Source organism: Vibrio sp. V30_P3S12P165, from assembly GCF_009904905.1.
GTDB lineage: Bacteria > Pseudomonadota > Gammaproteobacteria > Enterobacterales > Vibrionaceae > Vibrio > Vibrio fujianensis.
In genome coordinates this window covers 121,252-134,011 of record NZ_WXWH01000015.1, presented here as the reverse complement: position 1 = coordinate 134,011, position 12,760 = coordinate 121,252, and the positions used below count along the sequence as shown (strand labels likewise).

At 43.6% G+C, this 12,760-nt stretch carries 13 protein-coding genes; 5 read left to right on the top strand and 8 right to left on the bottom strand.

Going from position 1 to position 12,760, the window contains the following annotated elements:
* The first annotated feature begins 286 nt into the window (after positions 1-286).
* A complete protein-coding gene (gene hpt, locus CAG57_RS03635) occupies positions 287-817 on the top strand; it encodes a hypoxanthine phosphoribosyltransferase (RefSeq protein ID WP_099610590.1) in 531 nt (176 codons plus the stop codon).
* Between the two features lie 271 nt (positions 818-1,088).
* On the opposite strand, the gene can is transcribed toward hpt, so the two are convergent.
* Positions 1,089-1,757 carry a carbonate dehydratase gene (gene can, locus CAG57_RS03630; protein WP_099610591.1) on the bottom strand — a complete coding sequence of 223 codons (669 nt, stop codon included), beginning with the start codon at positions 1,755-1,757 and terminating at the stop codon, positions 1,089-1,091.
* 272 nt (positions 1,758-2,029) lie between these two features.
* Here can and CAG57_RS03625 point away from each other — a divergent pair, with 272 nt between their 5' ends.
* The 3 genes from CAG57_RS03625 (at position 2,030) to CAG57_RS03615 (ending at position 5,505) form a co-directional block, all read left to right on the top strand.
* A complete protein-coding gene (locus tag CAG57_RS03625) occupies positions 2,030-3,685 on the top strand; it encodes a SulP family inorganic anion transporter (RefSeq protein WP_161427687.1) in 1,656 nt (551 codons plus the stop codon).
* A 126-nt stretch (positions 3,686-3,811) separates the two neighbouring features.
* Positions 3,812-4,735 carry an ABC transporter ATP-binding protein gene (locus CAG57_RS03620; RefSeq protein ID WP_099610593.1) on the top strand — a complete coding sequence of 308 codons (924 nt, stop codon included), beginning with the start codon at positions 3,812-3,814 and terminating at the stop codon, positions 4,733-4,735.
* Positions 4,735-5,505 (top strand): ABC transporter permease, encoded by a 771-nt coding sequence (locus tag CAG57_RS03615; RefSeq protein ID WP_099610594.1) that lies wholly within the window; start codon positions 4,735-4,737, stop codon positions 5,503-5,505. The genes CAG57_RS03620 and CAG57_RS03615 overlap by 1 nt, the downstream gene beginning before the upstream one ends.
* 102 nt (positions 5,506-5,607) lie before the next feature.
* Here CAG57_RS03615 and panC read toward each other — a convergent pair whose 3' ends face one another.
* The 7 genes from panC to sfsA all read right to left on the bottom strand — a co-directional run bounded on the left by panC (position 5,608) and on the right by sfsA (position 11,605).
* Positions 5,608-6,489: a pantoate--beta-alanine ligase gene (gene panC, locus CAG57_RS03610; protein ID WP_161427686.1), complete on the bottom strand. Its 882-nt coding sequence runs from the start codon at positions 6,487-6,489 to the stop codon at positions 5,608-5,610.
* 11 nt (positions 6,490-6,500) lie between these two features.
* Positions 6,501-7,295 (bottom strand): 3-methyl-2-oxobutanoate hydroxymethyltransferase, encoded by a 795-nt coding sequence (gene panB / locus CAG57_RS03605; protein WP_161427685.1) that lies wholly within the window; start codon positions 7,293-7,295, stop codon positions 6,501-6,503.
* The gene (folK, locus tag CAG57_RS03600; protein ID WP_161427684.1) at positions 7,292-7,801 is read right to left on the bottom strand and encodes a 2-amino-4-hydroxy-6-hydroxymethyldihydropteridine diphosphokinase; all 510 of its coding nucleotides are present in this window, start codon (positions 7,799-7,801) and stop codon (positions 7,292-7,294) included. Before folK ends, panB begins: the two co-directional genes overlap by 4 nt.
* Positions 7,798-9,174 carry a polynucleotide adenylyltransferase PcnB gene (gene pcnB, locus CAG57_RS03595; RefSeq protein WP_443083763.1) on the bottom strand — a complete coding sequence of 459 codons (1,377 nt, stop codon included), beginning with the start codon at positions 9,172-9,174 and terminating at the stop codon, positions 7,798-7,800. Before pcnB ends, folK begins: the two co-directional genes overlap by 4 nt.
* Positions 9,175-9,278: 104 nt before the next feature.
* Positions 9,279-10,148: a tRNA glutamyl-Q(34) synthetase GluQRS gene (gene gluQRS, locus CAG57_RS03590; protein ID WP_099610599.1), complete on the bottom strand. Its 870-nt coding sequence runs from the start codon at positions 10,146-10,148 to the stop codon at positions 9,279-9,281.
* Positions 10,149-10,279: 131 nt separating this feature from the next.
* Entirely contained in the window at positions 10,280-10,726 is a 447-nt protein-coding gene (dksA, locus tag CAG57_RS03585) for an RNA polymerase-binding protein DksA (protein ID WP_099610600.1), read from the bottom strand.
* A gap of 135 nt (positions 10,727-10,861) precedes the next feature.
* Positions 10,862-11,605: a DNA/RNA nuclease SfsA gene (gene sfsA / locus CAG57_RS03580; RefSeq protein WP_161427682.1), complete on the bottom strand. Its 744-nt coding sequence runs from the start codon at positions 11,603-11,605 to the stop codon at positions 10,862-10,864.
* A gap of 141 nt (positions 11,606-11,746) precedes the next feature.
* On the opposite strand from sfsA, the gene CAG57_RS03575 reads away from it, so the two are divergent.
* Entirely contained in the window at positions 11,747-12,679 is a 933-nt protein-coding gene (locus CAG57_RS03575) for a universal stress protein (protein WP_161427681.1), read from the top strand.
* Positions 12,680-12,760: the final 81 nt, after the last annotated feature.

Genomic DNA, 12,760 nt, shown 5'->3' with positions numbered 1-12,760 from the left:
AGTGTAATGGTGCATATGTATCAGGTCAATGCTTTATGCCTAAATAATCGCCATATGTAGAAAATGTTTTTTAGATCAATATGTTTTATCGATAAAAGATGTGTTACTGCTAATTTAGATTAATCAATAGGTTGGGTTTGGCTTAAATCGGCGTGGTTGTCGCTTACTTGGATCGAGCGGTAGCAAAGGTTAACACCCATCTTGTGTAATGGTACTATACGCGCCGAACAATTTGGTGGTGTGCCACTTTTGCGTGGTAAACATCGCTCTAACCAACGAGATAGGTATGAAACATACAGTTGAAGTTATGATTTCTGAACAAGAGGTTCAGGAAAGAATTCGTGAGTTAGGTCAACAAATTACTAAGCATTATCAAGGCAGTGAGGATCTAGTTCTCGTCGGTCTTTTACGGGGATCTTTTGTCTTTATGGCAGATTTAGCCCGGGCTATTGAATTGACCCATCAAGTGGATTTTATGACCGCCTCTAGTTATGGGAACAGTATGGAAAGCTCCCGAGATGTCAGAATATTAAAAGATCTGGATGATGATATTAAAGGTAAAGATGTTTTACTGGTCGAGGATATTATTGATACTGGCAACACGCTCAATAAAGTCAAAGATTTCTTATCGTTGCGTGAACCGAAATCAATTAATATCTGCACGTTACTAGATAAACCTTCTCGGCGTGAAGTTCAGGTTGATGTTCAGTGGGTTGGCTTTGAAATTCCGGATGAATTTGTTGTCGGGGTCGGAATTGATTATGCACAAAAATATCGCCATTTACCGTTTATTGGTAAAGTGATTCCGCAGGAATAATCAGTTACGACTGAAAAATGAATGCTCACGATACTCAAACAACTTGCAGTTGCAGGTAGTCGGTAGGTGGGTGAATCCCCATGAGCATAGACAGGCGGTGTGATTGGGGTGAACGAACATGGTTAACACCGCTCTAGCCTCAAGTAATAAGAGTATATGCCCACAAGAGTGGGCATTTTGCTACCCGCTGCTGAATCGTCGTCTACTGGTCGCTGTACGTTGTTTAGAGGCCGTTAAATTGAGCCAGTGTTAAATTCAAGCGCTACGTCATTTAACGACATAATAGTTGATGTTGTGGATTTAAAATCTTCTCTAAGGCTTTGAGATAGCTTTCATCGACTAGCTCGCCCGAGTGACAACGAAGGCCGAGATACTCTAGTTTCCCATCTTCAATCCCATAAACGACCCCATGAAGCTCAACATCTTGCCCACGTTGCCAGGCATTTTGCATAATTGTTGAGTTACCTAAGTTGTACATTTGCTCTGCTACATTAAGCTCTGCGAGCTTATCAGAGCGATCTTGCTCAGGCATTGCTTCTAAGTAGGCACGGTGTTTAAAGTAGAGATCGCGAATATGCAACAGCCAATTATTAATTAGGCCTAATTGAGGGTTATCAATTGCTGCGGTCACACCGCCACAGCCATAGTGACCACAAATAATAATATGTTTGACCTTAAGCACATCCACCGCATATTGCACGACCGATAAGCAGTTTAAATCGGTATGGATCACTTGGTTAGCCACATTACGGTGAACAAATAACTCTCCTGAATAAAGTCCGGTTAGCCTTTCAGCTGGCACTCGGCTGTCTGAGCAACCAATCCATAAAAAATCAGGATTTTGCCCTTTAGCCAGCTTGGCAAAATATTCGGGACGTTCAGCCTTAATGGATTCAGACCAACGTGAGTTATTTTCAAAAAGCTGTTTTAGTTCTGGCATCTTACTTCCCTTAAAATTTAACAATAGCTCAATTGCGCCCATAGCAATACGCAAGAATAGCACTGACTATACACAATGTTACAAATTCCTTCCCTGATAAAATGCCGAAATATCCACTCATCTGACGAGTTTCAGTGATAAAAAATCATACACTGCAATGATTCAAGGAGTGATGATGTCAATAAAGCTTTGGCTGTATGTGAATTAATGGTGAATATTTGCAGCAGTTATTTATTATAATTAAGACATTTATTTTTAGTATGAAGGAAATTATGGTGTTTAGAGGCCGTTTTGCCGATATCGATCTAAAAGGTGACCTATTCGGGGGAGTGACCACTGCGATTATTTCATTACCTCTGGCTTTAGCATTTGGGGTCGCGTCTGGAGCGGGTGCTGAAGCTGGGCTTTGGGGAGCTATACTGGTGGGGCTATTTGCCGCTCTATTCGGGGGTTCATCCACCTTGATTTCTGAACCGACTGGGCCAATGACGGTGATTATGACCGCTATTTTAACCAGCATGATGGCTCGTTATCCTGAAACTGGGTTTGCTGTTAGCTTTACCGTTGTCATGATGGCGGGAGCGTTTCAGATTTTACTGGGCACCCTAAAGCTTGGAAAATATATTACCTTAATGCCTTATAGCGTGATTTCAGGTTTTATGTCTGGCATTGGAGTGATCTTAATTGTCCTGCAGTTGTCACCGCTACTTGGTCAAGCCACGCCTGCTGGGGGAGTGATGGGGACGCTAACCGCGTTACCTGAAATCATTAATCAGATGAAGATCAGTGAGCTGTTTTTGGGGATGTTAACCTTAGGCATTTTATTTTTTCTTCCCACTCAATATCGCAAACAAGTGCCTGTCCAGTTGATCGCGTTAGTCGCTGTCACGCTGATTTCGCTATTGTTATTTGATCGCGATGAGATTCGTCGCATTGGGGTTATTGCTGCTGGTTTACCTTCTTTTGTTATCCCAACATTGAATGGTGAGATGTTCACGAATATGGTCATCGACGCACTTGTGCTTGGTACACTCGGCAGTATCGATACTTTGCTCACCGCGGTGATTGGTGATTCTCTGACCCGCAAAGAGCATGACTCAGACAAAGAGCTGCGAGGACAAGGCATTGCTAATATGATCGCTGGCTTATTTGGTGCGTTACCTGGGGCTGGTGCCACGATGGGGACGGTAACAAATATTCAAATCGGTGCACGTTCTCCACTCTCTGGCGTGGTACGCGCCTTAATACTGGCCTTGGTCGTCCTTGTGGCGGGAGAATTAACCGAACCGATTCCAATGGCTGTATTAGCTGGAATTGCGGTGTATGTCGGTTTTAATATTCTTGATTGGAGTTTTATCCAACGTGCGCATAAAGTCAGTATGCAAGGGATGGCGATCATGTACGGCGTGATGCTATTAACCGTATTTGTTGATTTAATTGTTGCGGTAGGGTTGGGAGTTTTTATTTCAAATATTTTGATTATTGAACGCTTGAGTCGCGAGCAAGCACGGCAAGTAAAAGCCATCAGTGATGCAGATGGTAATGATGTCCCATTAACCGATAGTGAAAGAGCTTTACTGGATCAAGCGAATGGGAAGGTGCTGTTTTTTTATTTATCGGGGCCGATGATTTTTAGTGTTTCGAAAGCCATTGCTCGTCAACATCATCGTATTGGTGATTATGAAGCGATGATTTTAGATCTGACCGATGTCCCCATGATTGATGTAACGGTTGGTCTAGCTTTAGAAAATGCGATTAACGATGCGTTGGATGCTCACTGTACGGTCTATCTGCTTTGCCCTAATATTGATACCAAACAGCAATTAGAAAAGTTTCATATTTTGCGATTGGTGTCGGCTGATAAAACATTTTCCTTCCGCTATGAAGCGCTCAACGCTGCGGTTAAACATGTTAACCCCGCATCATGATAAAGGGTAAAAACGCAGATCGTTGGATCTGCGTTTTTTATTTCATCAATTTCTAATGTTGGGTTGAAAAACCGGATCTTCAGCAGCACATTGAACAAGTGGCGATCACAAAGAGTGAACCTTGGAATGTATGCATTAGAAATAGAACAATTAAGAAAAACTTACTCAGGCGGGTTTGAAGCGCTGAAAGGCGTGAGCTTACAGGTTGAAAAAGGTGATTTTTACGCACTGCTTGGCCCCAATGGGGCGGGAAAATCCACTACAATTGGAATTATTTCCTCGCTGGTTAATAAAACCTCCGGTACGGTTAAAGTGTTTGGCTTTAATATCGATGATGATCTGGAAATTGCGAAACAACATATTGGCTTAGTGCCACAAGAATTTAACTTTAATCCTTTTGAAACGGTAGAGCAGATTGTCATTCAACAAGCGGGTTATTATGGGGTTGGCAAGTCATTAGCAAAAGAGCGGGCCAAAACGTATCTGACTCAGCTAGATCTTTGGGACAAACGTAAAGAGCGAGCTCGTAATCTATCAGGAGGGATGAAGCGTCGTTTGATGATTGCCCGAGCCTTAATGCATGAACCTCAACTTTTGATCCTCGATGAACCTACTGCTGGGGTTGATATTGAGCTACGTCGCTCAATGTGGGCATTTTTAAAGCAGATCAATCAACAAGGCATCACCATTATTCTCACGACTCATTATCTTGAAGAAGCGGAAATGCTGTGTCGTCATATTGGTATTATTAATCGCGGAGAGCTGATTGAAAATACCACAATGAAAGGCTTATTGAGTCAGTTAAGAGTTGAAACTTTTATTTTAGATATTGATGACGAAAGCCGATTACAGCCCCTAAGCGATGTAATTTCTCAGCGGATCGTTGAGGGATCATTAGAGATTGAGTTAGAAAAAAGCCAAGGGTTGAATGCGGTGTTTAGTCAATTGACTCAACAAGGCATTCAGGTGCTTTCTATGCGTAACAAAGCGAACCGTTTAGAAGAGTTATTTGTGAGTATCGTTCGTGATCAGAGTCAGGAGGAGGCGTAATGTACGCGGTATATTGGACTGCTTTTGGCAGTTTGTTACGTAAAGAAATCACTCGTTTCACCCGGATTTGGGTGCAAACATTGGTGCCACCGGTCATTACCATGAGCTTATATTTTGTCATTTTTGGTAATTTGATTGGCTCTCGTATCGGCCAGATGAATGGTTTTAGCTATATGGAATACATTGTTCCCGGCTTGATTATGATGTCGGTGATCACCAACTCGTACTCTAACGTGGCGTCTTCTTTTTTTAGTGCTAAATTTCAGAAAAATATTGAAGAACTCTTGGTCGCTCCAGTCCCGAATTATGTCATTATTGCCGGATATGTGATGGGCGGGGTGACTCGGGGATTACTGGTCGGCGCATTAGTGACCACCGTTTCACTGTTATTTGTTGATTTAACGGTGGATCATTGGGGGATAATTGGTGCCACCGTTTTTTTAACCTCAGTTGTTTTTGCGTTAGGCGGTTTAATCAATGCGATATTTGCTCGGACATTTGATGATATTTCTATCATACCAACCTTTGTTCTAACGCCGTTGACCTATTTAGGTGGGGTGTTTTACTCGATCAGTTTATTACCAGATTTTTGGCAAGGTGTTTCGAAAATTAACCCGATTGTGTATATGGTGAATGCGTTTCGCTATGGATTCTTAGGGGTATCGGATGTCGATATTGTGACGTCATTTAGTGTATTGGGCATCTTTGTTGTTATGCTTTATGCCATTGCACATTATTTGATTAGCAAAGGAAAGGGGCTACGCAGTTAAGCCGAGTTTGAGATGAGAGTAATACGACTCCTCTGAAAAACAAAAAGGCCATTCTTCGCTGAGCGGGAATGGCCTTTTTTATCTTAACCGTAAGCCGTTGTACTATTGCTCTTCAGTGCTCTCTTTATTATCGCCAGAGAGATCAAGTACCTGGTTATCAATTAAACGAACTTTACCTAAATAAGCCGCAATTAAAATCACGGCTTGCTTGCTTTCAGTATTGATAGGTTGCAAGGTTTGTGCATCACGAATAAAGATTTCATCTGGCTCAATATCTGCAGCGCGTAGTTGATCGATCGCATCTTCAATAATCGAGGCGTAGTCGTCTCGGCCACCTCGGATGGCACTGCTCATCCAGCGCATGGTTCTAGCGAGCACTGGTGCTCGCTGGCGCTCATCGATAGTCAGTAAACTGTTGCGAGAGCTCATGGCCAACCCATCCATTTCTCGTACCGTCGCAACACCGACAATGTCAATATCCAAACACAGATCGTTCACCATCTGACGAATAACCGCTAATTGTTGGAAATCTTTCTCTCCGAAGCAGGCAATATTCGGCTGCACAATATGAAATAACTTGCTAACAATCGTTGTAACACCACGGAAATGACCCGGACGTGAGGCTCCTTCAAGCATATGTGAAAGCCCAGGAACTTCGACAAAGGTCTGTTTATCCAACCCATTTGGATACATAACTTCAGGCGTTGGGGTAAAGACGAGATCAACCCCTTCACTGTTTAATTTGCTTAGATCCTCATCCAGCGTGCGCGGATAGTTATTGAGATCCTCACTGCGATCAAATTGCATTGGATTAACAAAAATACTGACCACAACAATATCGGCCAGCTCGCGTGCTTTACGAACTAAGGTCAAATGACCTTCGTGTAAATTGCCCATGGTTGGAACAAAAGCCACTTGGCGACCATCACGCTTATACTGTTTGATCTGCTCACGGAGAGCTGAAATATCAGCAAAAGTCTGCATGGAGTACTCCTTTAGGCAATAGTATGTGCATCATCTGGGAATGCGCCGCTGCGAACATCGGCCATATATTGGGCGACAGCTTGGCGCATATCACCAGTTTCTGCGAGAAAATCTTTCGAGAATTTTGGCATGTAGTTGGCCGAAATACCAAACATATCGTGCATCACTAGAATTTGTCCATCTGTGCCATTGCCTGCACCAATACCAATCACTGGGACATCAAGTAACTCAGTGATTCGATTAGCAAGGCTCGCGGGTACACATTCTAATAAGATGATTTGTGCCCCAGCATCTTGTAAGGCGATGGCATCTTTCACCATACGATCGGCTTTCTCTTGTTCACGACCTTGAATTTTATAGCCACCAAAAATATTGACCGATTGTGGGGTTAAACCCAGGTGAGCACAAACAGGAACCGCTCGCTCGGTCAGTATTTTTACCGTATCAACCAGCCAATCTCCTCCCTCGATTTTCACCATATTGGCTCCAGCTCTAATCAAGGTGGCAGCATTTTCACAGGCTTGCTCTGGCGTTGCATAGCTCATAAAAGGCATATCAGCCATTAGGAGACAGTTAGGACTACCGGCACGTACGCAGCGAGTATGATAGGCCATCTCTTCGACTGTGACGGGGAGCGTATCGGTCTGCCCTTGGAGAACCATTCCCAATGAGTCACCCACCAATAATACCGGCATCTCTTGGCTTTCAAACAATTGAGCAAAACTGGCGTCATAGGCGGTCGAGGTGGGAAATTTTCGACCTTCCTGTTTCCATTTCATCAGATCATTAATGGTGATTTTTTTCATTCGATATCCTTACTTGCCGTGGGTGACGGCCAAATACTAAGCCCATTCCGTGCCACTTGGTTAAGTTGATCACTTAGCTTAGTTCCATCGGGAAACTGTAAGTTTGGGGCAATTTCATACAGCGGATAAAGGACAAATTCACGCACGTTCATCCCATAATGCGGTACAGTTAATCGTTCACTATCTATCACTTGTTGCCCGTAGAGTATGATGTCTAAATCAAGTGTTCTTGGCCCCCAGCGCTCAGTTTTACGTACACGCCCTTGTTGCTGTTCAATAGCTTGAGTGCAATCGAGCAGTTCAAGCGGGCTTAATTGCGTATCAATAGCAACAACAGCATTGATATAATCAGGCTGATCTTGGGGCCCCATTGGCGTACTGGAATACAATGATGATGCAGCAATAAATTGGGATTGAGGGAGTTTTTTTAAAGCCTCAATCGCTTGTTTTGCTTGCTTGACCGGATCGCCAAGATTGCTCCCGACAGCAATATAGGCCGTAATCATGCATTTTTACCTTTCGGCTTGCGTTTACGAGTTGAGGGCTTACGACGGCGCGGGCCTGATTTATTGTTTTCTGCGCTGTTACCTAAGTCAGCGACCATGGCTTGGCGCATATTGCGTCCAGCATTTTGGAAAGTCTGCCACCAATTCGCTAACTGTTTGACTTCTCCACCTTCAATTTCTCCCCGCATTTCCAGAAAGTCGAATCCAGCTCGGAATTTATTTAATTCAAGTAGGCGGAAAGCTCGTTTGCCAGTCCGACGGGGCAAACGAAGTTGCATTTGCCAAATTTCGCGGATCGTTGTGGTATGACGGCGTGGAATCGCAATCGATTTAACCACTTGGTCGAGCGTTTTATTGCTCGCTTCCATCACTGCATCATAAAAATTATATTGATGCGTCTCCATGATCTGTTCGGCCAGCTTAATCATTGGATACCAAAAGAAAGCGGCAAACATAAAGGCTGGGTTAATTCGTTTGCCTTCTTCAATGCGAATATCGGTCGAGTCTAGAGCTAAGTCGATCATTTGTTCCGTCAGTGATGAGTCATCTTCGGTAAAATGCTCAGCCACTTGTGGAAACAGTTGTTGAAATAGGTTGTATTCTCTCATCAGGTGATAGGTTTCTAAACCATAACCTGTTTGTAGCATTTTTAACGACTCTTCGTAGAGACGCGCGGAAGGAATGTCTCGTAATAGCGGCGCTAATTGTTCAATAGGAGCGGCGGTATCTTCTTCGATATCAAAATCAAGCTTAACGGCGAAGCGAATCGCTCGTAACATGCGGACAGGATCTTCTCGATAGCGTGTTTCCGGATCGCCAATAAGACGAACCAGTTTATCTTCGAGATCTTCCATACCACCAGCGTAGTCATGAATACTGTAATCAGCGATGTTGTAATACATCGCATTGATGGTGAAATCACGACGCTCGGCATCTTCATCAATCGTACCGTACACGTTATCGCGCAATAACATCCCCGCTTCTGATTGAGCGGCAATCTGTTGGTTGATTTCTTGATGATGGCCTCGGAAGGTGGCGACTTCAACAATATCTCGGCCAAACATTATATGGGCAAGACGGAAGCGTCGTCCAATCAACCGGCAATTACGAAAGAGTTGACGCACTTGCTCTGGGGTTGCATTGGTGGCGATATCAAAATCTTTTGGAGTCGCGCCGAGCAATAAGTCTCTGACGCCACCTCCCACTAAATACGCTTCAAAGCCCGCTCCGTGTAATCGATAAAGGACTTTGAGTGCGTTTTCACTGATCGACTGCCGTGAGATTTTATGCTCTTGGCGAGTGATGATATTTAACGCTAGCTCAGGATAAGTATGAGGTTTGCGTGATTTTAGTTCATTATTATTCATGTGCATCTGACAATGATTGGTGTTGGCTATTCAAGCGTTGTGGTGCACCTTTTTGGCTTAAATGGGCCGAAATTTCGGCTAATAATAGCGTACACAGCGCCTTTTGAGAATCACGGTGTGATCTCTATCTCTTGCGGCAATCGTGTTATCTGCCAGTTCTTGATGCCCCAAGCGATCATTTCTTCGACTCGGGCATCCATAAAATCTTTCGGTATATCAAAGCCTAAAAACGCCATCGCTCGAATTAATGTTGGTTTTGGCTGGTCAATGTTAATCGCCTTTGCATGGTTTTGTTTGGATAGTTTATTTCCATTACCATCCATCGCCAATGGCAAATGTAAGTAACTAACGGGCTTTTGCTGCAAGCAGTGATACAGGCTGATTTGTCGCCCAGTGGGTTCAATTAAATCAGCTCCTCGAACCACTTGTGTCACGCCTTGTTGAATATCGTCAATTACCACAGCAAGGTTATAAGCAAACAGTCCATCTCGCCTTTTGATGATGAAATCTTCCTCTGCTAGGGCCTTGGGGATGGTAATTTCTCCCTGTTTCAGATCGATGAACGAATAGATCGGATGATCCATCCGAAAACGGATCGCACAACCTGAGGTTTGATGCAACGCTAAATGGCGGCAAGTACCGAGATAGTATCCCCCCGTTTGTTTTACTTGCTTACGTGTACACTGACAATAGTAAGCTTGTCCAGATTGTAGCCATGTCTCTATTTGAGCTTGATATAGCTCATGACGTTGACTCTGATAAACAACATCGCCATCCCACGTTAATTGATAAGCTTCTAGTGCCTGTAAAATCCATTGTGCAGAGCCGGGCATTTCTCTGGGAGGATCGAGATCTTCAATGCGCACAACCCATTGGCCTTGTTGACTGCGAGCTTGAAAATAGCTGCCTAGTGCTGCGATTAGTGAGCCAAAATGTAATGGGCCAGAAGGCGATGGGGCAAAACGACCAATATAATGCATAGTTGTCACAATCAAATTCAATGAAAAAATAAGGCTAACTCATCGAAAGCACAGGGATTGTAACCTGTAATACAAGCAAAAAGGGAGCGGTTTGCTCCCTTTTTGTTGATTGACTATGATGATAGAACAGGTTAACCCATCATCTGTTTTTCTTTAATCTCAGCCAGTGTTTTACAATCGATACAGAGGTCGGCTGTTGGGCGAGCCTCTAAGCGACGAACACCAATTTCCACGCCACAAGATTCGCAGAATCCGAAGTCGTCTTCTTTGATCTTATCTAAAGTCTTCTCAATTTTTTTGATGAGACGACGTTCACGATCTCGATTACGCAGTTCCAGGCTAAATTCTTCTTCCTGAGATGCGCGATCCACCGGATCGGGAAAGTTTGCCGCTTCATCCTGCATATGATTGACTGTGCGATTAACCTCTTCCCTTAGCTGGTTACGCCAAGCTTCTAAGATTTTGGTAAAGTGAGCGATCTGATCCGGTGACATATACTCTTCACCGGCTTTTTCTTGATACGGCTCAACACCTGCAATGGCTAGGATGCCTAGCGTTTTCTTTTTGGATTCTGTCATACAGCATCTCCTACTAACACCTAGTCAACTGCGAGAGCAGTTAATTTAAGGCGGGTATCTATAGCAAAAAGAAGTGAGCGAGGCAAACACTGAATCGTAAAGTTATCGTCAATGTGAAGGCGACATCATTTTTTATCATGAATGTACAAATTCTATTGGCGAAATTAATCGGATTTCTTGTTCTGAAAGCTGTGCTTTGTAGCACAGTACTTCAACTCCAGCTTCTTGAGCCATTGTTAATAATTGTGAATAGTTCGCATCTATATGGTGAGCGACGGAGACTTTTTCAATCCCTGAATGTAAAACTGTAAATAAAAGTACGGCTCTGCTCCCATTTTGGGCCATTTGGGCTAATTCGCGCAAATGTTTTTGCCCACGCATGGTGACAGTATCAGGGAAATAACCTTGACCAAGCAAGGGCCTCTGGCCGTCACCGGTGAAAGCGCACTCATCCAGCAACGTGACACTTTTTACTTCTATATAGCAATTTGGTCGTTGTGGTGTGGTGAGCAAGATATCAATTCGGCTATTTTCTTGTCCGTATTTTACTTCCGTCAGTTGTTGTTGATATCCCTGCAATTCTTTTATAGTCCCATCATGAATGGCCTCAACGGCCAAGGCATTGGCTCGAGCCGTGTTGACACAAATACGCTGACCCATGTGGTTTTCTGTCAGTTCCCAGCTATGAGGGTATTTCCGTTTAGGGTTTTGCGAGGTGGAATACCATACGGTATTTCCTACTTCGGCGCAGCCAGTCATGGCTCCGGTATTGGCGCAATGAATCGTACATTGCTCGCCGTTATCCAGCGTGACATCGGCAAGAAAGCGTTTATAGCGGCGGATTAAGGTCGCTTTTTTCAATGGGGGATCAAATTGCATGGTATGGCCTGTCAAACATCGTACGAAAAGTAAATTTAATCACAATAGCGTGGAATGTCCTACAATCCTCAAGATAGTGGCTGGACAAAATTTATGACACAGTCCAAGGTTGCTAGTGATGAATAGGCTGGAGTGGGAGGCATGATGTATCCTTTTAACCATGTGTTATATGTTTATACTGAATCGTCTGATCAACAGGCTTTGGCTCATGCTGTTCATTGGTCCAAGAACTCTCAAGCGAAACTGTCGATTATTTATGTGCTTGAAAAAGATAATCACGAGTTTGAGAAGCTTGATGAAATTGAACGTAATATCTTAGCGTTTCAAAGGGATAAAATTACCCAATGTTGTCAAACATTGTCGTTTGAACGTTCAGTACAAGTGCACTTAGTCACGGGAAAAGTTTATTTAGAAGTGATTCGCACTGTATTGAGAGAATCAGTTGATTTAGTCATTAAAGAAGCTGAAAACCCGCATTGGAGTGCGAGTTTATTTGGCAGTAATGATGTTCATTTATTAAGAAAATGCCCATGCCCTTTGCTGTTAACCAAGCCCAACTTTCCATTATCGGGCTATAAAAATATTCTTGCCACGATCGACTTCGGAGTGTTTGAACAGCACAATCATTTGAATGAAAAAATCTGCCAAATGGCGGTTCAGCTTGCATTAGGGGAATTTGCGCAGCTGCACATCGCTAATGCATGGGATATCCCCTACGCTGGATTTGCTAGCATTTGGGGAGATGGCAATAAACAAACGGAAGCACGAATGTGGCAAGGTGAGCAGCAACACCGTTATCAACAAATAGAGCAACTTATTCAGCCATTCATGACACAGACAGCAGGGTTTAGTCAGCCACTGATTCATTTACCGCAAGGAAAGCCGGTGGCTGTGCTTCCCCCTTTAATTGCTGCACATGAGATCGATTTAGTGGTGATGGGAACGCTTTCTCGAACCGGGATCAGCGGCATGTTAATTGGTAATACCTCTGAAGAGCTGATTAGCCAGTTACATTGTTCGATATTAGCGTTAAAACCCGATCATTTTGAAACGCCTGTCACGTTACCTTCTTGATCATGGATATTCTGAGCCGTGATTTCAGAGAAGCCTCGCGTCGGGGAGCGGCTTTTCAGGTAGAGTAATGACATTTCAAAG

Bases quoted from the DNA above. Each gene is read 5' to 3' on its own strand.
- hpt (WP_099610590.1), top strand. From the start codon at position 287: ATGAAACATACAGTTGAAGTTATGATTTCTGAACAAGAGGTTCAGGAA.
- can (WP_099610591.1), bottom strand. From the start codon at position 1,757: ATGCCAGAACTAAAACAGCTTTTTGAAAATAACTCACGTTGGTCTGAA.
- CAG57_RS03625 (WP_161427687.1), top strand. From the start codon at position 2,030: ATGGTGTTTAGAGGCCGTTTTGCCGATATCGATCTAAAAGGTGACCTA.
- CAG57_RS03620 (WP_099610593.1), top strand. From the start codon at position 3,812: ATGTATGCATTAGAAATAGAACAATTAAGAAAAACTTACTCAGGCGGG.
- CAG57_RS03615 (WP_099610594.1), top strand. From the start codon at position 4,735: ATGTACGCGGTATATTGGACTGCTTTTGGCAGTTTGTTACGTAAAGAA.
- panC (WP_161427686.1), bottom strand. From the start codon at position 6,489: ATGCAGACTTTTGCTGATATTTCAGCTCTCCGTGAGCAGATCAAACAG.
- panB (WP_161427685.1), bottom strand. From the start codon at position 7,295: ATGAAAAAAATCACCATTAATGATCTGATGAAATGGAAACAGGAAGGT.
- folK (WP_161427684.1), bottom strand. From the start codon at position 7,801: ATGATTACGGCCTATATTGCTGTCGGGAGCAATCTTGGCGATCCGGTC.
- pcnB (WP_443083763.1), bottom strand. From the start codon at position 9,174: ATGCACATGAATAATAATGAACTAAAATCACGCAAACCTCATACTTAT.
- gluQRS (WP_099610599.1), bottom strand. From the start codon at position 10,148: ATGCATTATATTGGTCGTTTTGCCCCATCGCCTTCTGGCCCATTACAT.
- dksA (WP_099610600.1), bottom strand. From the start codon at position 10,726: ATGACAGAATCCAAAAAGAAAACGCTAGGCATCCTAGCCATTGCAGGT.
- sfsA (WP_161427682.1), bottom strand. From the start codon at position 11,605: ATGCAATTTGATCCCCCATTGAAAAAAGCGACCTTAATCCGCCGCTAT.
- CAG57_RS03575 (WP_161427681.1), top strand. From the start codon at position 11,747: ATGATGTATCCTTTTAACCATGTGTTATATGTTTATACTGAATCGTCT.